Source organism: Kiritimatiellales bacterium (assembly GCA_041656295.1).
Taxonomy (GTDB): Bacteria; Verrucomicrobiota; Kiritimatiellia; order Kiritimatiellales; family Tichowtungiaceae; genus Tichowtungia.
Genome location: JBBADV010000008.1, coordinates 1 through 19,287, shown reverse-complemented (window position 1 = coordinate 19,287; position 19,287 = coordinate 1). Strand labels below are relative to the sequence as shown.

Genomic DNA, 19,287 nt, shown 5'->3' with positions numbered 1-19,287 from the left:
GCAAAATTATGAACCGTTTAAAAATAGATCGAGCATCTCCAGTCCCGAAGGTTCGCCAGATTGAACACATCTTGCGCCGGAAAATTGAAGCCAAAGAACTTTCCCCCGGAAAAAAACTGCCCAGCATGCAGGATCTGGCGGAACATTTCGGCGTCAGTATCGGAATTATTAAACTGGCGCTGCGCACGCTGTCGTTCGAAGGGTATCTCAGGAGCGTACCGAAATCCGGCGTGTTTGTGGCGGATACGCTGCCGCTGAAAAGCATTGCACTGGTCCTCTCCTCGGCGGAGCTGGAACAGGTGCCACGAATTATCCGGGCAACCCGGGGAAGCCTGCCAAAAAATTACCGGCTGGTCATCGAAGCCTCTTCTACAGGATATGAAGGACAGATTGATATTTTAAAAACCATTTCAAGCCCATACATCTCCGGAATCATCCTCCAGACACCTCCTGCACGCTGTTACATAGAATCAATCCAAAGAAATCTGCCGTCCGGTATTCCGTGCATTCAGGCGCTGGCCGAATTTGAAGAACTCGGCATGGACAGTGTAACAGCCGATGGATTTTCCATGGGACAGATCGCCACAAATCATCTCATCCAGATGGGGCACCGGAAAATCGGATTGATTGGCAATGAATCGGATAACCAAACTTTTATCGCCCGTAAAAAGGGAATCGATTTCGCCATGAAGCAGATCGGGCAGTCGTACAACAGTATGATAAAAGAAACCGTTGACCCGATGCATCTCGATTTTGACGCTCCGTGGAATCCCGGACGGAATGCCGCACTCCACCTACTGGAAAAACATCCGGACATCACCGCCATTATCGGCGGTGACGGACACATTACATTAGGCGCTTATAAAGCAATTATTGAAACAGGCCGCTCGGTTCCTGAGGATATATCACTCATCGCGATGGAGTTAGATCTCCCCTCGTTTGAACATACGAACCCGCCGATCAGCGCCGTCGACAAACCGTTTGAACTGGTGTTTTCACGGGCGGTTGAATTATTAGTTAACCGGATAGAATCACCGGATCGCCCGCTGCAATCCATACATCTCGCACCGGTTCTCTGCAGCCGCGACAGTGTAAAGAAGCTATAACCCGTTAATAACTAAATTTATTCCGCCAAATTTTCCGCTGCCGCCGGTTCTTTTTCTTTCACCAGCTTGTCGCGCGTCAGACGAAAGGCGTCGGCGGAATAGGTGCTGACGACATACGTCCAGCCGGAGAGCCTAGCGTTCAGCTCCGCTGCTTTATGAGTATTGGCTTCAACTGTTAAATGATATTCGGATTCGGCACGATCGAACGCTGCCGCCTGATCTGCATCATCGCCGGACGGCTTTGCAGGCGCCGGCGGTGCGACGTATTCAACGGCCAATTGCATCAGACGTCCGCCGTCCGCTTCCGTGCCGGTTTTTACAGTGTAGGTGAAGCCGTCTTTGGTTTTGGCAGTGTATTCGCTGTCGACAGAAAATTCAGCCGCCGGATCAGCGACGGTGGTGCAGTTTAAATATTGCATTGCCGAGCGCATCCGGTTGGCCTCAGACGTTTGCAGTTTTTCTTTTTCTAAATCCAGACCGGCGAGCGTCCATGTGCCGCTCTCCTCTTTCAGCTCAACGTCGCCGGTTTTCACCGCAACCACATCGCCGGACTGAACACGCAGCAGCTCTTTATTCATCCACTCCGCAGAATTTCCGGCAAACGGCCGGAAATCGTAATCCACCAGAAAAACGGAATCGCCGCCGCTTTTCGTAATGAAATACTGATTTGCCCAGCCGGCGGTGGACGATGCTTCGCGCCGCGCGCCGACGATAATTTCCGCCGCGGTCTGATCGCCGGTTTTCAGCACAATTTTTTTCGCGCCGGCGTTCAAACCGAATTCCGCCGCATCAACGTTTTTGGTGCGCACCGGCGCACCGGTTTTTACTTCCGCCGCCGCGCGCAGCGCGCCGGCGAGTCTGCTGAAATCCGCCGGGTAATCATAAAGCGATTCAACCGCCCAGCGACCGTCTTTTTTAACAACGGTTGCGGCGCCGGAACTGTCTGACACTTCGATGCGGTCAATCGCATTCAGATCTGCACCGGCCAGCAGCGTTGATTCCGCCGGCGTTTTTTCATGGCGCGACGTAGAATCCTTACGCTGCCAGACTGCAATTCCGGCGAGTACCGCCAGCACAACCACCATCAGAAAAAAATTTTTAGAGTTCATAATTTTTCCTTTGTCGAAAGTCTGACAGTCAAAGGTCAAAAGTCGGGACTTTGGACTTTCAGACCTGTGACTTTTGACTTTTACCTCTTTCTTAACTTTAACCCGTAAAAAATTCCGAACAGCGCAACGAGCAGCGGAACGCCGGCAATGTTGATGAACTTCAACCGCGTACCGAGCTGCTCAATATCGCTCCGCAGATTTTTCCGCACTTCTTTGAGCGACTGCTGCGTCTGGAAAACCTCTTCGCGGAATTTTTTAATTTCCGCTGCCTGCTCCGGCGTCATGATCAACTGCTGTCCGTCGTCACGCGCCTGCTGCAGCTGATTCAGCCGCATTTGCGTCTGCTGCAGATTTTCGTTCAACCGCTGCTCTTCGGCCTGCCATTTGATTTGCGCCTGCTTTTCAAGATCAAGCACGCGGTCAAACGGGCGGTCGAACGAACCGCGGCTGCGCAGTCCGATCAGCGCTTCGCTGCCGGTCATCTGTTCGGTCAGATTCATGGCGAACGCAAAATTATTATTGCGCGGCTGCATAATCTGCTGACCAAAAAAGTTGAGCGCCTGCATCGCGATGCGGTCGGTGAGCATATCGACATCGCCGACGAGGACAACAACGCCGGGTTTCGCACTTTCAACAAGATGTTCGGATTCCGATGCGGCAGGGTTTTCTTCATCGTCAGAATTTTCCGGTGCCGGTTTTCCGTCCGGAAATGCCGTTTTAAAATTACCTTGTAGCCGAACCGCGAGTGCAAGCTGCTGTTTCAGCGCCGGCGGACGGATCTGCCCCATCTGCGCTTCGTAGGTGCTGACAAGAAAACCATCGTTCGCGGTATGAAGTAACGTAGTGACTTCCAGCGATTCAAGTCCGTCACCCTGAAATGCGGCGGCAAACGGCAGCATCATATCGCCGAGCGACGACGTGGCAACTTCATCCTGATTCATGTGCGGCGCGCGCAACGAAAGCCACGCGGCGTTGCGCATGGCGCGTCCGTTACCGGCGTTCAGCATCGTTGCGGCGGATTCGTCGCACGCGAGCTGGCCGGTGGTCATTTTTAACCCCCATGCCTGAACGAGCGTATCGAGATCAGAGGCGATTTGCGGCGGCGGCATGCCGTACTGCTGCATTTCCGGCGGCATATTTTCCTGCGCCGCAATGCACATTGGATCGACGAATGCAAACAGCCGTCCGCCGCGCAGCACAAACTGGTCGATGGCAAACAGCGCCGCTTCATTAATTCCGGCGGGGTGAATAACGAGCAGCGTGTCGATGTCCGCCGGAATTTCTGTAACGTCCATACCGAGATTTTGAATTTCAGACTGCCGTTCAATTTCGCCGATGATCGACCACGCCGGCTGCGGCGGCGGCTGGCCCATCATCATGTACGGATTCTTCGCACCGGCGCCCTGCACCGGCAGCGCACTCATTAAACCGATCTTCGCGGCTTTGTCGCGGCTCACTTCGCTGATCATGCGCGTGAGCATATATTCGAGGCGCGGCTCGGTGTCGGGCGTCAGCATCGGAATTACCGCTTCGCGGTTGCCGGAAACGGCGACAATGCCGAAGAACAGTTCACTGCCGGCGCCGAACATATCGAGCGGCTGACCCTGCAATCCGTAACGGCGCGCCCATTCCTCTTCGTCAGAATCCGGTTTCGGGTCGAATTCTTCAACGACGAGCCAGCCGCCGCCGCGCGATTTATATTCCGCCAGCAGATCGCGTACGCGGCTGCCAAAATTTTTCAGCGGCACCGGCAGGCGGTCGTTGCTTTTTGAGAAATAAAGTTTCAGCGTCACATCGCGGTTGAGTTCGCCGAGCAGCAGCTTGGTTCCGTCCGATAATGTATAGAGCTGATCTTCCGTTACATCTTTGCGCAGACGCAACGGCTGGAATATTGCGTTCAGCGCAATTAGAATTCCGAGCAGCAGAAGTATTCCGGCGGCTCCGCCAAGTTTTTTTAAATTCATGGTCATCTCCTTTTTTAGAGTCGAAAGTCTGAAAGTCGAAGGTCAGAGACTTTTGACTTTAAGACCTTCGACTGTTTTTCATCTTCCCGTTTTATTTTTCAGCACAACCTGCGTCGCGAAAAGCATGAAGATCATGACGGACGCAAAATAGAGCAGATCGCGGACGTCGATCACACCGCGCTGCAGCGTTTCAAAATGCGGCATGAAGCTGAACGCCGCCACGCCGTCAACCACCCACACCGGCGCATGACGCGCGAGCAGATCGGTGACCGGCGGATAGCCGGCGAGAATCAGAAACATGCCAATGACCACCGCGAGGATAAAGCTGATCACCTGATTGCGCGTGAGCGCGGAGGTGAACATTCCGGCGGAAAGATAAGCGCCGGCGAGCAGCGCGCTGCCGAGATAACCGGCGGCAATTGTGCCGAAATCCGGCGAGCCGAGATATGCCGCTGTCAGCGCCACCGGAAACGTCAGCGCGAGCGCGAGAATCAGGAAGAGCCATGCGGCAAAAAATTTTCCGAGAATCGCCTGCCACGGTGTGACCGAAACGGTAAACAGCAGCTCGATCGTGCCGGACCGGCGTTCTTCCGCCCACAGGCGCATCGCCACCGCCGGTACAAGAATCATATAAAGCCACGGATGCCACATAAAGAATCCGCGCAGATCCGCCTGTCCCGCTTCAAAGAAACGCGACACTGCAAATGTGAAAAATCCGGCGAGCATCAGAAAAATGATAATGAATACATAAGCGACCGGCGAATCAAAGTAGCTTTTCCATTCGCGCTTTAACACCGCCAGAACATGACTGGTTGATTCTTTCATTACGCCACCTCTTTTTGCTGCGCATCTTCGGTCACTGTCAGCTGACGGAACACATCGTCGAGCCGCCCTGCATCCACTTTAATTCCGGCGAGTTTCCAGCCGTTCGCCTGTGCGGCGGCAAGGATTTCCGGTGCGATGGATTCGCCGTTTTTCGGAAACGCGGTGAAGCAGCCGTCCGCAATGGATTCGACGCGTTCCACCGCCGGAATTTTCTGCAGCGTTGCAAAAATTTCAGCGCCGTCGGCAGTGAGTGTTACGGCATTGTAACACCGGCTTTGCTTTTTGAGTTCCGCCGGCGTTCCGTCCGCTACAACTTTTCCGTTACTGACAATAATCGCGCGCGTGCAGATCGCTTCCACCTCTTCGAGCACATGCGTTGACAGCATAATCACTTTATCCGCCGCCATGTTGCGGATCATATCGCGCACGACCTGTTTTTGATTCGGATCAAGCCCTTCCGTCGGCTCGTCGAGCAGCAGAATATCCGGATCATGCAGCAGTGTCTGCGCAAAACAGGTGCGCTGGCGGTATCCTTTCGACAGTGTGCCGATTGTCTGATTCCGCACCGGCGCCAGTGAACAGCGCTCCAGAATTTCATCCACGCGCCGGTTGCGTTCCGCGCCTTTCAGCCCGCGCACTTCCGCCAGAAACTTTAAAAAACCGGCGACCGGCATGTCTTCGTATAACGGCGTAGTTTCCGGCATGTAACCGATGCGCTTTTGCACCGCAACCGGATTCACCGTTACATCAATTCCCGCCACATCAATCCGCCCGGCGTCCGGCATTAAAAAACCGGCGATCATCCGGATAGTGGTGGTTTTTCCGGCACCGTTCGGGCCGAGAAATCCCAGCACGGTTCCCTGTTCCGCTTCGAACGATACGCCGTCCACCGCCGTGCGCGCACCGAAGCGTTTGATCAAACCGTCAACGTTGATCATAAACTCTCCTCCTGTATTCAAACATCCTGTCGACAGACATCAGCCTGCATTATTCTCTCTTTTTTATTCAATACCTCGACTTTTTCAAGTCATAATTTTCTACTTTAACCACCGGCGCGGTGGATTTTTCATGCATTACTCGTTATGGATTAGTTCTGGATTTCGGCGGCGCGCGCTTTTACATTAACGTCATGAAACGTTGCAAAAAAAACTGGAAACTGTGGGCGGTGATTGTTGTGCTGTTTCTGCTGCTGGCGGGAACGTGTGCACGGCAGGCGTGTACGCCGGCAACGGCAAATTATCCAGTGGACGAAGCGCCGAAGCTGACCGAAGTGTGGTCGTACGGCAGCGGCGATGTGAAGGCCGCGCGCATTTTTCTCGATGGTATCATTTTGCGGCCGCAGGACGAAGGCCTGTTCAGTTCGCGGTTTGACATGGTTGGCAATGCACTGATTCAAATCCGTGCCGCCGAACGCGATTCACATGTACGCGCCATTATTCTGGAAGTTAACTCCCCCGGCGGCGGTGTAACGCCGAGCGATGAGATTTACAATGCGCTGCACCGTTTCCGCGACAGCCGCCCTGACCGGCGCGTGGTTGTGTTCATTCGCGATCTCGGCGCGTCCGGCGCATATTATGCGGCGATGGCGGCGGACTGGATTGTAGCGGAGCCAACGGCGGTGGTCGGATCGGTCGGTGTGATTATGCAGTCGATCAATTTTCAACCGCTGTCTGAAAAACTCGGTATCTCCGATGTCACAATCCGCTCCGGTGAAAATAAGGACATGCTCAATCCGTTTAAGCCGGTGGATGCAAATCAGCTCGCAATTCTGCAAGGATTGATCGACGACATGCAAAACCGTTTTGCCGGACTCGTCGCCGAAGCGCGCAGACTTGACCGCGCCGGCAATCCGGAACTGTTCGACGGACGGATTTTTTCAGCGGGTGAAGCCTTGAATAAAGGACTGATCGACAGCATCGGCTACTGGGACGATGCGGTAGCACACACTGCAGCGCTGCTGGATACCGGCGCATTAAAAATCATCCGCTACGAAGCGCCGCGCAGTCTGCTGGAAACATTGCTGTTCAGTGTGCGCGCACGTCCGGTTCTGCCGGAAATTAAAATCAATTCATCGCAGTTTTTATATCTTTGGAAACCGTAACCCTCACAGGAGAACTCTCATGAAAAAACAAATTCTGCTCATTCCGGCCGTGCTGCTCATTTCTAGCTGTCAGACCCTTCAAACACCGCAGTCTCGATCTAATTATGCCGCGCAAACCGAAGAACGGCGGATTGCCCAGGCCAATATGAACCGGCTGAACGGGCGGATGGAAAATCTCGAATTCGAAATCAGTCAGATGCGGCAGGACATCGATGCGATTCGCATGCAGTTCGACGCGCGCTGCGCCGCGATTGAACAGAAAAGTGAAGCCGATAAACGCCAGATCATTGCCAATGTCACCGGCGAACTGGAGCGTCAGTTAAAAACCGCACAGCCCGCACCGTCATCAAGTCCCGGAAAAACCAGTGCGTACGGCTATGAACACATTGTCCGCCCCGGTGAAACACTGTCAACCATTGCCAAAGCATACACCGTCACCACTCAAGCCATTATCGACGCGAACAAAATTAAAAATCCAAACGTCCTTTCCGTCGGACAAAAACTCTTTATTCCTGAATAAAATCTGCGCCGGTAAAATTTTACCGGCGCCGGCAAAAAAGCCAGAGGCGGAACCGCAGCCGCTGCCAGAATGACGGCTTACGTGATGGTGCCGGCCGTGTTTGCGGCGCTCTCATATAATCTCTGTCGTACAGTCCCATAATCTTCAACACGGCACAATGAGTGCGGTTTTTGTTTTTATCACAAGCATAACCATCTGTTTTACTGCCGCTCTGCAGCAGCGGCGGCTTCGCTGTCGGCGAGCTCGAAGAAATGAGTATACGCTTTTTCATAGCGCGCTTTATCCACCGAAGTCATTTTTGCAATGCTGGTTTTACTCAGTTCCTTAAACGGTGTTTCCGCACTGTGAACAATGTTTTTTAACCCGCGCAGAATAAGTCCGGCGCAACGGATATAATGGCTGCTGACTTTTTCACCGATTTCCGGTGCTCCGAAAAACCGGTTAAGATGATTGTCTTTGTGACCAAAGACTAAACGCCGGCGCAGCATGCGGGAGAGTGATTGCGTGTTGTCGATCAGTGTGCCGAGCACCTGCTCAAACAGTTTACTTTGTGTGGATGTTTTTCCGGCAAGATTGGCAATTTCGGCGTGCCGGTGCGCTTCGGTTAACAGATAAAACGCTTCGTTGGCGAGTTGACATTGTTCCTGCGGACATTTACGCACCGAGATATGGAGAATGCGGCGAACGGCTTTCTCGTAAAGAGCGTCGCGGCGCGCGAGATGTACGGTGCGGTTCAAATGAAAAGGATCTGTGCTCATGCGGATATAATAAGTAAAAGCGCGAAATTTTGTCAAAGAACAAAACCTGTCTGCTCAATTCACTGCGAAAAAGGGCGAACGGGGATGCCTGCTCCGTGTTTTACCGGCGCCGCCGGCGCGAGCGCCTTGTTATTGTTATGCTAAACAAAACCGCCGACATTCCAGTCAGTAATCTGTAAGACCGGATGTATTAACCGGACAGTTTTTCAGTGCTGCTACAGTTTGATCGGTGTGCCTTTAATCGCGTTCAGCCAGAACTGTACCCAGAATTCATGTTCATCGTCTTCATCGCACCGGTAACCAACGCCCATCGTAACGCAGTTAAACCGATGATTCACGACAATCCGGCGGTCTTCCCATTCGTCATGATGTCCATCGTAGCGCACGAGGAAATCGAATGACCATTTACTGTTCGGAAACAGGAGCGCACGGGCTTCGAAAAGTGACCGCTTGAACTCTTCTTCATTCAACGGATAATAATCACTGTCACGGTAGCGATAGCTGAATGAATATTCACTTTGGTCGGCGGTAACAAATACGGTGCGAATATTCGCCGGTGAAAGCTCGCGTTCATGCCAGTCGTACTCCACATTGCCTTTAATATAAAAATTATCTGTGATATTTAATTCGAGATCGCCGGTGAGCGGACCGAATTTATATTCTTCCCGCTGCCAGTGAGAGTCGTATTGCGGATCGAAGCGGTAGCTGGTGTACAGATCAAGATCAAAAAAGTTCGCAATGCGCTGATCTCCGCGTTTGGTTTGCAGCAGATTGCGCGCACCGAAGCGGATTTCATTCCGTTCGTCCAGTTCATCGATTTCATCGTAATGATAAAGATCGGGGCGGCGCGTACGCGTTCCGCGCAATCCGGGTTCGGTACGGTAAAGATAATCAATGTACGGTTCAAACACATGGCGCATGCCGGTGCCGAAAAATCCGCTTTGATCAGTCAGCGTTTTATACGCCTTGAATGACGTCAGCGCGCCGATTTCAAACAGGTGCCGGAAGTGCGAATCGGATTTCCCGGTGGCGGTTTCGCTGTACCATGTTCCACGATAGCCGGTGTGCGGCGTAATATTCAGAAAATTGAAAAAGCGCAGCGGCATTAACAGTTGGTTGTAGGTGTCAAAGCGCGCACTGCGATTATTCGGAATCAGCGGCGGATTAATTGTTTTTGCATTCAGATTTTCATAAAACCCGATGGTATTTTCGCTCTGAAAATACAGCGGTGTGTCGCCGACCCGGGCGCGATACCGGTCGTATGTCACATGCGGAATGCGTTCAACCGTGGTATAAAAATCGTTCATCCGCCGGTCGAAACGCGCGCCGAGCGAATAGCGTTCAGTGGAGCGCTGCACGACAACATAATTTTCGGGATTTACTTCGTGCCGGTATTCATCATTAAAAAAGTCGTCGAGAAAATCAGGATCGCTCAGATAATTCAATTGCGCCGCAATATATGTTTCATCGTCAATCTGTTCGTTATGATATATCTTCACGCGATAGCGGTCAGAATCTTTCCAGCGGCGTTCATCAGCGGAGTCGTCGGAATCTTTCCAGTCACCGTCGCTGATGTAATACGTTTTAATTCCGCCGCCGCCGTGCGGTGTCGCCCACCGGAAGTCCTGTCCGGCACCGATGCCGCGTTTCGAATAAAGATCAAGATGTGTATTTGTTTTCAGCCAGTCGGCCGGATGCAGCTCGGCGCGGCTCATGATGTATGCGCCCATCCGCCCGCTTGCGCCGACAGCAAATGAGAAGATGCGCTCACCGAGATGGCGCTGCCAGACCGGCGTATAAAACACCGGTACCGGACCGACGAAAAACGTAACGTGCTTCGCCTTGATAAACGCGCCGCTCGGTTTGTTTTCGTCAATCACGTAAACCTCTTTGGCGCGGGCGTATACAACAGGGTTATCGCCTTCGCACGTTGTCATCACCACGTCATGCAGCATAAATTCATTGGTTGAAAGCCGTTCGGTTTTCCCGGCGGTAATGTATGCCGGTTCAAAATACATCATTGAATTGCCGAACGAACCTTCGCGTGTTTTATAATTGTACGTCAGCTCATGCCCCTCCCAGCGCTCGTTGCCGCGCAACATGAGTATATTGCCGGCGGCAATAATTTCGCCGGTTTCCGGATTCACTGTAACGTGATCCGCCTGCAGGCTTGCCCCCTCCTGCTGCACCGCAACATTGCCGTCGCCAATCAGCAGTTCTCCGCGGTATTCCATCCGGTCGGCCGTTACCTCTACCGCACCTTGCTCATTCGAAAAACGCTGCGGCAGCGGCGCCGCCGTGACCGGTCCGGACAGTCCGGCTGCGGCAGTTGCGCTGGATTTTCTCTTGGCGCGCATATCAGCGGCACGCATGCCGCCGGCAACGCCGGCGCCTTCGTCCGCCGAGAATACTTGTACCGGAGTTACCGCCGGCGTACGCAGATCGGCAATAATGGACTCAACGCTCATTACATCTGCATCAGCCGGTTTTGCCGACGGACGGACCGCCGGATGCTGTGTAGAATGCAGTTCGCTCAGCCGCGCAACGGCAGCGCCGGCGGACGGTGTGCCGCCGAATTCATCCACCGTTTTCTGATAATAAAGCACGGCCGAATCAGTGCGTGCCGGACGCGGAATGCGCTCATAAAACTCAGCGACCTGATAAGTATACCGCGCCTCTTGATCGCGCAGTTCATCAGCAAAAACAGTCACTTCCGCGATATGTCCGGAGTCCGGATAAAGCCCGGGAAACATGGCAGCGGCGATCTGCGCCTGCTCGCGAATATCGACGCTGTACGGGACTGACTTCACCAGTTCGCGGTAGGTTTGAACTTTGGCATACGCCGCCTTTTCGGCGTACGGGCTGCGCGGATAACGGAATTCCACCGTGGAATATGCGACCACCGCCATTTCATACTCTTCGTTGCGCTGATATGCCTGACCGATCCGGTATTGCACCTCCGGTGCACGATCCCACTGCGGCGCATTTTTTAAAATTGATTCATAAAACGGCACCGCACGCTCCGGCGCCCGGAAGCCGCCGAACAGCCAGCGCATCCGTTTGCGTTCCTGTTCGTGCTGCGCGATATCAAACTGCCGCTCGAGTACACCGTCATAATTTTTGATGCCGGTATAATATTGTGCGATCAGTTCTTCATACTCTTTAAACGCTTTTTTATTTTTCCCGCGCTCATGCAGCGTATCCGCCTGTGCACGCTGCGCCGCCGCCGCTTCCATGCTGTCCGGCCAGCGTTTAACAATGATTTCAAATTCTTTGGTCGCTTTGCGCAGCTTCCCTGCATCACGAAGCTGTTCGGCATAACGCAAATGCTCCGCCGGATTCGCCGGTTTATAGCTGAACGGATTTACATAAATATAACTTCCGCGCCGGGTTTCTGTGTGCGGCCGCGCCAGCGTTGAACAGCCCGTCACTGCCAGCAGCGCCGAAATCGCAATAAATCCTGCCCAAAAACCGCCATCCTGTTTCAAACTCATATCGGGCAAAGAGTACGGAAACCGGCGGCGCTTGTCCAATAAGGAATAAAAAAAGAACGCCGGAAACCCGCCGGAATCCGGTTTAACGAACTGATAAGATTTTGCCGGTCATCCCGGCACGGAACGAAAACATTTCTCCCTGCCGTTTTCCCATCAGCGATGCACCGATCGGCGATTCCGGCGTAATCACAGAAACAGCCGTGCCGGCAAAACTGATTTCTGTTCCACCGGCGCACGGCAGCAGAAAACAAACCATCCGCTCGCCGCTCATTTCAACCTCAACCAGCGCGCCGGTGCCGATCGGAAAATCATTAAACGCCGGAATCACAAACGTCCGTAAATCATCCAGTGCACCGGCCAGCGCCTTAAACTGCAATGCGTGACCGCGCGCGATATAGGACGACTCCAGCCCGCACGTATCCCACTTTGTTTCGGCACGCGTTTCCGAATCCGTCGCGCCGGCAGAGGCTTGTTTATTGGCTTCCTGCTGACGAATCAGATCGTGTTCGAGTTCAGCAACCACAGCACGCAATAACGCAGATTTGTTCATAAAAATGCCGGCGGTGATTCTTTGAACCACGGAATACACTGAAAACACAAAATCCGGTTCGGCATATTCCGTGTCTTCCGGGGTTTTAAATTATGGATCAATATTTTCGAGTTCGAGTGTATCGAAATTAATCCGGCGGTAATAGCAGTTGCGCGGCGCACCGGATCTGTTTTTTGTATGACAGATATTGCCTCGATTCGGTCGCACAATAAACAGCAGCGAATTCTGTTCGCAATTCACGCGCGCTTCCAGCAGTTCAAACGTTTCGCCGGAGGTCAGCCCTTTAATCCAAAGCTCCTGGCGCGACGAACTCCACAGCACCAGCATCCGGCGTTTCAGCGATTCTTCGAATGCCAGCTGATTAATGTACGCAATCAGAATTACTTCTTTTGTGTCCGCATGCTGCACCGCCACCGGAATAATTCCCTTTGTTCCCGCCACTGCTTTTTCCAGCTTATTCCAGTCCAGCTCCAGCTTCAAACCCTCTTCAATCTCTCTGCTCATTTTCTCGTCCTCATCACACAGCAACATTCAATGTGCCAACCGACAGCATTACTCCCGAACTCCACTTTCCTCATGCATCCAAAAAAAGATAAAAAAGAAAACTATATTCCAACTCTTCGTTACAAGCGCACAACGACGCCTTTGGAGCGCATATATTCTTTGGTTTCGCGAATGGTGAATTCACCGAAATGAAAAATGGAGGCGGCGAGTACGGCGTCGGCTTTACCTTCGGTGACGGCGTCGACCATGTGCTGTAACGTTCCGGCGCCGCCGGAGGCAATGACCGGCACACCGACTGCTTCGGCAACCGCGCGCGTAAGTTTCAGGTCGTATCCGTTTTTCGTTCCATCAGCGTCCATACTGGTTAACAGGATTTCGCCGGCGCCGCGCGCGACTCCTTCCTGCGCCCAGACGATGACATCAAGATCAACCGGCGTGCGTCCACCGTGTGTATACACCGTCCATGAGCCGTGTTCATTCCGGCGCGCGTCGATCGCCAGCACGGTGCACTGACTGCCGAACTGTTCAGAACACCGGTTTAAAATTTCAGGATGATTCACCGCCGCCGAATTAAACGAAACTTTATCGGCACCGGCGTTCAACAACCGGCGTACATCGGCCGTGGTACGGATGCCGCCGCCGACCGTCAGCGGCATAAAAATCTGTTCGGCAACACGCCGGACAATATCAGCCATTGTATCGCGCCCGTCGTTCGTTGCGGCGATGTCAAGCAGTGTTAATTCATCGGCGCCCTGCTCCTGATATGCCTTCGCGCATTCAACCGGATCGCCGGCGTCACGGAGCTGCACAAAGTTGATGCCTTTTACCACACGACCGCCGGCCACGTCCAAACAGGGAATAATCCGTTTTGCTAACATAGTTAGAAAGTTAAACATGATCCCTGTGGTACGACAAGAACACAGATGCAGTTTTGCTTCTCCTGTAAAATAAGTGCTTGTGCCGGAAATGGGAAATGGTCAAAGTCTAACGGTCGAAAGTCTAAATGTCAAAAGTCTCGGGTCTATAGGGTTTAATACAACTGATTTTCGACCTGCGACTTTGAGACGTTTGACTTAAAATTTTATGAAAAAAATCGGTATTATAGCGAATCCGAAACGCCCGCGCGCCGCCGACGTGTTTGAACGGCTCAGCCGGAAAGCGGCGGAGCTGGATCTTGAGCTTTATGCCGACCAACAAACGGCCGCTTACCTGCCGGCGGCCGCAGTGATTGAATTCGATCAGTTCGCTGGAACCGTTGATGTGCTGTTTGCGCTCGGCGGCGACGGTACGGTGCTGTTCGGTGCAAAAATTCTGAACGGTGCCGGCGTTCCGGTTTTCGGTATAAATCTCGGCAGTCTCGGCTTTCTTACCGGCGTCGGTGAAGATGAAATCGAAACCGCACTGGAAGCCGCCGCTGCCGGAAATTTTGAAACAGACCGCCGGATTGTCGCGCACTGCTCCGTTTATCAGAATGGAACATGTTCCGCCGGATACCGGATTCTGAACGATGCGGTACTCGGTTTCGGCGGGTCATCGCAGGTGGTAAACCTTGAACTGCTGATTAACGGCAGGCCGGTTTCTGTTTTCACCTGCGACGGCATGATTGTTTCGACGCCGACCGGCAGTACCGGGCACGCCCTCGCCGCCGGCGGTCCGATCATTCAGCCGTGTGCCGGCGTTTTCGGCATCAGCGTCATCTGTCCGCACACGCTCAGCAACCGTCCGATCATCCTGCCGGACAGCAGCGAAATTGAAATCCGCATTCAGCACTCACACAAAAAACTTCTGTTTGCCGCCGACGGACAGGATGTGGCCGAACTGGACGAAGGCGACGCGGTAAAAATTGTAAAAAGCGAATCACCGGTGACATTTCTGCATCTGCCGGATTATGATTATTTTGATGTGCTCAGCCGTAAACTGCACTGGCGCGGTTCTAATTAAAATTCGCAGCTCGAAATTCGCAGTACGAAACAATATTTAAATTTAAAAAATCAAACACAAATAAATCTGCAACTACATGAATTATTGGGTTCACAATCTTGATCCGGTTATTTTTCACATCTGGGGACCGATGGCATTGCGCTGGTACGGGCTCGCCTATCTGCTCGGGTTTATCGGCGGCTGGCTGATTTTGCGTCATCTTTCAAAGCGCGGCGAATTCGCTGTGCCGGAAAAAGAGATCGGCAGCTTCATCGTCAGCATCGCCATCTTCGGCGTTTTCCTCGGCGGCCGGCTCGGCTATGTGCTGCTGTATGCGCTGGATGAATTGCTTGCCGACCCGCTGTTTCTGCTGCGCGTCTGGGAAGGCGGAATGGCGAGTCACGGCGGAATGCTCGGCGTACTGCTGGTTGCTCTGTGGTATGCAAAAAAATATCGGGCGCCGTTTCTCAACATCACCGACGGACTGGCTTTTGCCGCCCCGATCGGACTTTTTTTCGGGCGCATTGCAAATTTCATTAACGGAGAACTGTGGGGACGTCCGGCGACTGTTCCGTGGGCGGTGATTTTTCCGCAGGCCGGCGATCCGGTGCCGGTGCCGCGCCATCCGTCGCAACTCTACGAAGCCTGCGGTGAAGGACTTTTTCTGTTTATTACGCTGGCGCTCATTCGCAAAACCGCGCGGGGCAGATGCAGCGGCGCAGCCAGCGCCATGTTTCTGATTCTGTATGCCGTTGCGCGCATCACTGCCGAATTTTTCCGCGAACCCGACAGCACCGTCTACTTCGGCTGGCTTACCAAAGGACAGCTTTACTCCGCCATAATGATTTTAATCGCTGCCGGTGTTATTCTGAAACAGAAACTGTTTCACCGGAATCATGGAATCATGGAATAATGGAATACTGGAGCACCGGAAAAATATCAATCGCGGATACATGAAACTACGAGTCTGGCAGGATGCAAAAGAACTGTACAAACTGACCTGGAAAATCATGAAGCCTTTTCCGTATAAACTGAAGCAGCAAGGTAAAGAATGGGATGATTCGTTCATTCTTCGTGAAACCAATGAAATATACGAGGTGTGTTATGAGCAGTGAGTTTCATCATTCCATCATTCCACCGTTCCATCGTTCCATTCTCCTAAAAAATGCAAAGGTGGTTTCTGACGGCGAAATCCGTGCGGCGGATGTGTTCATCCGCAACGGTCGTATTGATCGCATCGACAGCTCAATCAGTGCGCCGGCGGATATTGAAATCAATGCCGAAGGGAAAGCGCTGCTGCCGGGCATGATCGACTGCCATGTGCATTTCCGCGAACCGGGCTTAACGCACAAAGGCAGTCTGCACAGTGAATCGCGAGCCGCCGTCGCCGGCGGCGTCACGTCTGTCATGGACATGCCGAACACGGTTCCGCAAACCACATCCATTGAACGGCTCGAAGAAAAATCTGCCCTGGCGGCACAAACCTGCGCAACAAACTTTTCGTTCTATTTGGGTGCAGCCGGCAGTCATCTGGATGAAATTAAAAAACTGAACCCGGCAGATGTTTGCGGTGTAAAAATTTTTATGGGCTCATCCACCGGCAACATGCTCGTTGATGGGCACGATGTCCTGGAAGAGATTTTCCGCGCCGCGCCGGTGCCGCTGGCGGCGCACTGTGAAGATGCGAACATCATCGCACAAAACGAAACAATCTTCCGCGAAAAACTCGGTGACAAAACGCCGTTCCGTGCGCACCCGGAAATCCGCAGTGAAGAAGCCTGTTATGCCTCAACGAAACTTGCGGTGGAACTCGCCAGGAAATACGGTACGCGGCTGCACGTTCTGCACATCAGCACCGCGCGCGAACTGAACCTGTTCGACGAAAGCATCGCGCGCGTCGGCGGTCCGCGCGAAAACGAGGCCTACATTGAAAACGATGAATGCGGGAAACACATCACCGCCGAAACGTGTATTCACTACCTGCATTTTGATGATGCGGCGTATGACAGACTCGGGGCGCGCGTAAAATGCAATCCGGCAATTAAAACCTCCGCCGACCGCGCCGCATTAATTCGCGGACTGCTCACCAATCAGATTGACACGATCGGCACCGACCACGCGCCGCACACCGCCGCAGAAAAAAGCGGGACCTACTGGACTGCGCCGTCCGGCCTGCCGCTGATTCAATCCGCCCTGCCCGCCATACTCGAACATTTTCACGATGGGATACTCTCACTGGAAACCGTCGCCGAAAAAACGGCGCACGCGCCGGCGCGGATTTTTAATATTGCCGGGCGCGGCTTTATCCGCGAAGGATACTTCGCTGATCTGGTGCTGGTTGACTTAAACCGTCCGCAAACAGTTGCGAAAAAAAATATTCTCTATCAATGCGGCTGGTCGCCGTTTGAAGGGAACATATTCCGCTCAACTATCGACACCACGATTGTTTCCGGTCAAATCGTCTGGCAGGATGAAGCGATTCATGCCGGAATTTTTGGACAGCGCTTGAAGTTTGAACGTTAAGGAAAACTGTTTTATGGAAAATTTAATCAAAAAACTGCTGATAGAACTCGGTGAAGATCCGGCGCGCGAGGGGTTGAAAGATACGCCGCACCGTATGGCGGAATCGTATAAATTTTTGACGCGCGGTTATCATCAGAACATCGACGATGTGTTAAATGGAGCATTTTTTGAAGCGGAAGATAATCACATGATTATCGTCAAGGATATTGAAATCTACAGCCTTTGCGAACATCACATGCTGCCGTTTATCGGCAAATGTCATATCGGCTATATTCCGAATAAAAAAGTTCTCGGTGTCAGCAAACTTGCGCGTATTGTCGATGTCTTTGCGCGCCGGCTGCAGATTCAGGAACGGCTGACGGAACAGGTGGCACAGACACTGATGGAAAAAGTGGATGCCCAGGGCGTCGGTGTTGTAATTGAGGCGCAGCACCTTTGCATGATGATGCGCGGCGTGGAAAAGCAGAATTCAAAAATGATCACCTCATCCATGCACGGCACTTTCCGCTCACAGCTTGCCACGCGCACTGAATTTCTCCGCTTAATCGGAACTCTGGATTAATCGTTTATTATGAGATATCAACCGGCATCACTCTAAAACGTGGGGCGGGCATTCCTGCCTGCCCAGCTGCCGGTGACGCCGGGCGGAGCACTCCCCGTTTAAGTTGCCGTTACTGTGCGGAGCAGAAGCGCCCTGCCTTTCAAGGCGTGGGGCGGGCATTCCTGCCTGCCCATCTGCCGGTGACGCCGGATGGAGCATCCCCTGTTTAAGTTGCCATTACTGTGTGGAACAGAATTGCCATGCCTTTTAAGGCGTGGGGCGGGCATTCCTGCCTGCCCATCTGCCGGCACCGCCGGATGGAGCACTCCCTGTTTAAGTTGCCGTTACTGCGCAGAACAAAATTGCCAGGCATTTCAACAGCTTGCGCAGGCGTGAGCCTTTTCTATAAGTTCTGTTGGTTCAATTGACTATAAAAATGGGCAGGCAGGAATGCCTGCCCCACATGTTTCAGGATGAAGAAGGCAGGCAGGAATGCCCGCCCCACGTTGTAGAGCGTATTCAGAAAAATTACAGCCGCAAAAAACACAAAAAATATAATTGGTCCGCAGATGACGCAGATAAGCGCAGATGTTTAAACCGCGATTCGAAACGAGATGAAGACTCGAAGAGTGGCTTTCTGAAAGAAAACAGCGACCGGAGGGAGCGGCAACGGCTCGCCAAAGGCGGGCAGTGAAAACGGCAAATACACAAAACACACGGAAGCTTCGCAGAGAGGGGATTAGCAGAGAGGCAGAGTATAGTAGACGCGGCGCCCTCGCCGCGTTCCGTGTTCGGAGTTTTCAGTTTACAATTGAGAGTTGAAAAGCTCTCAGTGCGCGCTGCGGTTTATCTCTCATTCGGCCCATAATTATTTTGCGCGTTTTGCGGCTGTACATGAATTTAAAATGCTCTCGCGGCGCCCGGCAGCGCAAACGCCTGCGATGCTTGTGTCAGACAAACGCTCTTACGGTTCCTTTGTGAAGGGTGTACGAGGGTAACAGCCTGGAATGCAACGTTTTTGAAATGCGCATTTTAAAGTGTACTCATCATAAGAGAAAGAGTACTTTTTCGCTGAGAAAACAGATCGGGATAAATAACATGACTATTTTAAAATCAATCCGGATTCTTTGTCTGAGTATCTTCGTTCATGGTGTGTGCTCTGCGGCGACATATTATGTGGACGCAAGCCGTGCGGATGATAGCGGAGACGGACAGAGCTGGGCAGCCGCTAAAAAAACAATTCAAGCGGCAATTAATGCCGCCGGTGCCGGCGATGAAATTATTGTTACAAACGGCACCTATGCACCGATTTCAACCGACAATAAAGCGATCACCATCCGCAGCGTGAACGGTACAAAATATACAATCATTG

At 52.7% G+C, this 19,287-nt stretch carries 18 protein-coding genes; 9 read left to right on the top strand and 9 right to left on the bottom strand.

Annotation, left to right across the window (positions count from 1 at the left end):
- Positions 1–8 precede the first annotated feature (8 nt).
- Positions 9–1,106: a GntR family transcriptional regulator gene (locus WC959_06720; protein ID MFA5688821.1), complete on the top strand. Its 1,098-nt coding sequence runs from the start codon at positions 9–11 to the stop codon at positions 1,104–1,106.
- 17 nt (positions 1,107–1,123) lie between these two features.
- Here the strand turns inward: WC959_06720 and WC959_06715 are convergent, their stop codons facing one another.
- From WC959_06715 to WC959_06700, 4 genes are all read right to left on the bottom strand, one after another.
- On the bottom strand, positions 1,124–2,215 hold the full coding sequence (locus WC959_06715; protein MFA5688820.1) for a DUF4340 domain-containing protein: 1,092 nt from the start codon (positions 2,213–2,215) through the stop codon (positions 1,124–1,126).
- Between the two features lie 80 nt (positions 2,216–2,295).
- On the bottom strand, positions 2,296–4,179 hold the full coding sequence (locus WC959_06710) for a Gldg family protein (protein ID MFA5688819.1): 1,884 nt from the start codon (positions 4,177–4,179) through the stop codon (positions 2,296–2,298).
- Between the two features lie 78 nt (positions 4,180–4,257).
- A complete protein-coding gene (locus WC959_06705; GenBank protein MFA5688818.1) occupies positions 4,258–5,004 on the bottom strand; it encodes an ABC transporter permease in 747 nt (248 codons plus the stop codon).
- Complete coding sequence (locus WC959_06700; GenBank protein ID MFA5688817.1) at positions 5,004–5,942, bottom strand: ATP-binding cassette domain-containing protein; 939 nt, start codon at positions 5,940–5,942, stop codon at positions 5,004–5,006. Before WC959_06700 ends, WC959_06705 begins: the two co-directional genes overlap by 1 nt.
- A 191-nt stretch (positions 5,943–6,133) precedes the next feature.
- On the opposite strand from WC959_06700, the gene sppA reads away from it, so the two are divergent.
- Together sppA and WC959_06690 are read left to right on the top strand one after the other, a co-directional pair.
- Positions 6,134–7,105, top strand: a complete 972-nt coding sequence (gene sppA, locus WC959_06695; GenBank protein MFA5688816.1) for a signal peptide peptidase SppA — start codon at positions 6,134–6,136, stop codon at positions 7,103–7,105.
- A gap of 19 nt (positions 7,106–7,124) precedes the next feature.
- Entirely contained in the window at positions 7,125–7,625 is a 501-nt protein-coding gene (locus tag WC959_06690; protein ID MFA5688815.1) for a LysM peptidoglycan-binding domain-containing protein, read from the top strand.
- A 200-nt stretch (positions 7,626–7,825) separates the two neighbouring features.
- On the opposite strand, the gene WC959_06685 is transcribed toward WC959_06690, so the two are convergent.
- The 5 genes from WC959_06685 to hisF form a co-directional block, all read right to left on the bottom strand.
- Positions 7,826–8,419, bottom strand: a complete 594-nt coding sequence (locus WC959_06685; protein ID MFA5688814.1) for a hypothetical protein — start codon at positions 8,417–8,419, stop codon at positions 7,826–7,828.
- A 179-nt stretch (positions 8,420–8,598) separates the two neighbouring features.
- The gene (gene lptD / locus WC959_06680; GenBank protein ID MFA5688813.1) at positions 8,599–11,877 is read right to left on the bottom strand and encodes an LPS assembly protein LptD; all 3,279 of its coding nucleotides are present in this window, start codon (positions 11,875–11,877) and stop codon (positions 8,599–8,601) included.
- 82 nt (positions 11,878–11,959) lie between these two features.
- Positions 11,960–12,427: a hypothetical protein gene (locus WC959_06675; GenBank protein MFA5688812.1), complete on the bottom strand. Its 468-nt coding sequence runs from the start codon at positions 12,425–12,427 to the stop codon at positions 11,960–11,962.
- Positions 12,428–12,517: 90 nt separating this feature from the next.
- Positions 12,518–12,931 carry a phosphoribosyl-AMP cyclohydrolase gene (locus tag WC959_06670; protein MFA5688811.1) on the bottom strand — a complete coding sequence of 138 codons (414 nt, stop codon included), beginning with the start codon at positions 12,929–12,931 and terminating at the stop codon, positions 12,518–12,520.
- 119 nt (positions 12,932–13,050) lie between these two features.
- Positions 13,051–13,809 carry an imidazole glycerol phosphate synthase subunit HisF gene (hisF, locus tag WC959_06665; protein ID MFA5688810.1) on the bottom strand — a complete coding sequence of 253 codons (759 nt, stop codon included), beginning with the start codon at positions 13,807–13,809 and terminating at the stop codon, positions 13,051–13,053.
- Positions 13,810–14,014: 205 nt separating this feature from the next.
- On the opposite strand from hisF, the gene WC959_06660 reads away from it, so the two are divergent.
- The 6 genes from WC959_06660 to WC959_06635 all read left to right on the top strand — a co-directional run.
- On the top strand, positions 14,015–14,872 hold the full coding sequence (locus tag WC959_06660; GenBank protein MFA5688809.1) for an NAD(+)/NADH kinase: 858 nt from the start codon (positions 14,015–14,017) through the stop codon (positions 14,870–14,872).
- Positions 14,873–14,948: 76 nt separating this feature from the next.
- Positions 14,949–15,764 (top strand): prolipoprotein diacylglyceryl transferase, encoded by an 816-nt coding sequence (gene lgt / locus WC959_06655; protein ID MFA5688808.1) that lies wholly within the window; start codon positions 14,949–14,951, stop codon positions 15,762–15,764.
- Positions 15,748–15,966 carry a hypothetical protein gene (locus tag WC959_06650; protein MFA5688807.1) on the top strand — a complete coding sequence of 73 codons (219 nt, stop codon included), beginning with the start codon at positions 15,748–15,750 and terminating at the stop codon, positions 15,964–15,966. The genes lgt and WC959_06650 overlap by 17 nt, the downstream gene beginning before the upstream one ends.
- Positions 15,956–17,374 carry a dihydroorotase gene (locus tag WC959_06645; protein MFA5688806.1) on the top strand — a complete coding sequence of 473 codons (1,419 nt, stop codon included), beginning with the start codon at positions 15,956–15,958 and terminating at the stop codon, positions 17,372–17,374. The genes WC959_06650 and WC959_06645 overlap by 11 nt, the downstream gene beginning before the upstream one ends.
- Positions 17,375–17,387: 13 nt before the next feature.
- Positions 17,388–17,936, top strand: coding sequence for a GTP cyclohydrolase I FolE (gene folE, locus WC959_06640; GenBank protein ID MFA5688805.1), 549 nt, complete (start codon positions 17,388–17,390; stop codon positions 17,934–17,936).
- Between the two features lie 1,077 nt (positions 17,937–19,013).
- Positions 19,014–19,287, top strand: a 274-nt coding sequence (locus WC959_06635; GenBank protein MFA5688804.1) for a hypothetical protein, incomplete at its 3' end; no start/stop codon positions are given.

Bases quoted from the DNA above. Each gene is read 5' to 3' on its own strand.
- WC959_06720 (MFA5688821.1), top strand. From the start codon at position 9: ATGAACCGTTTAAAAATAGATCGAGCATCTCCAGTCCCGAAGGTTCGC.
- WC959_06715 (MFA5688820.1), bottom strand. From the start codon at position 2,215: ATGAACTCTAAAAATTTTTTTCTGATGGTGGTTGTGCTGGCGGTACTC.
- WC959_06710 (MFA5688819.1), bottom strand. From the start codon at position 4,179: ATGAATTTAAAAAAACTTGGCGGAGCCGCCGGAATACTTCTGCTGCTC.
- WC959_06705 (MFA5688818.1), bottom strand. From the start codon at position 5,004: ATGAAAGAATCAACCAGTCATGTTCTGGCGGTGTTAAAGCGCGAATGG.
- WC959_06700 (MFA5688817.1), bottom strand. From the start codon at position 5,942: ATGATCAACGTTGACGGTTTGATCAAACGCTTCGGTGCGCGCACGGCG.
- sppA (MFA5688816.1), top strand. From the start codon at position 6,134: ATGAAACGTTGCAAAAAAAACTGGAAACTGTGGGCGGTGATTGTTGTG.
- WC959_06690 (MFA5688815.1), top strand. From the start codon at position 7,125: ATGAAAAAACAAATTCTGCTCATTCCGGCCGTGCTGCTCATTTCTAGC.
- lptD (MFA5688813.1), bottom strand. From the start codon at position 11,877: ATGAGTTTGAAACAGGATGGCGGTTTTTGGGCAGGATTTATTGCGATT.
- WC959_06675 (MFA5688812.1), bottom strand. From the start codon at position 12,427: ATGAACAAATCTGCGTTATTGCGTGCTGTGGTTGCTGAACTCGAACAC.
- WC959_06670 (MFA5688811.1), bottom strand. From the start codon at position 12,931: ATGAGCAGAGAGATTGAAGAGGGTTTGAAGCTGGAGCTGGACTGGAAT.
- hisF (MFA5688810.1), bottom strand. From the start codon at position 13,809: ATGTTAGCAAAACGGATTATTCCCTGTTTGGACGTGGCCGGCGGTCGT.
- WC959_06660 (MFA5688809.1), top strand. From the start codon at position 14,015: ATGAAAAAAATCGGTATTATAGCGAATCCGAAACGCCCGCGCGCCGCC.
- lgt (MFA5688808.1), top strand. From the start codon at position 14,949: ATGAATTATTGGGTTCACAATCTTGATCCGGTTATTTTTCACATCTGG.
- WC959_06650 (MFA5688807.1), top strand. From the start codon at position 15,748: ATGGAATCATGGAATAATGGAATACTGGAGCACCGGAAAAATATCAAT.
- WC959_06645 (MFA5688806.1), top strand. From the start codon at position 15,956: ATGAGCAGTGAGTTTCATCATTCCATCATTCCACCGTTCCATCGTTCC.
- folE (MFA5688805.1), top strand. From the start codon at position 17,388: ATGGAAAATTTAATCAAAAAACTGCTGATAGAACTCGGTGAAGATCCG.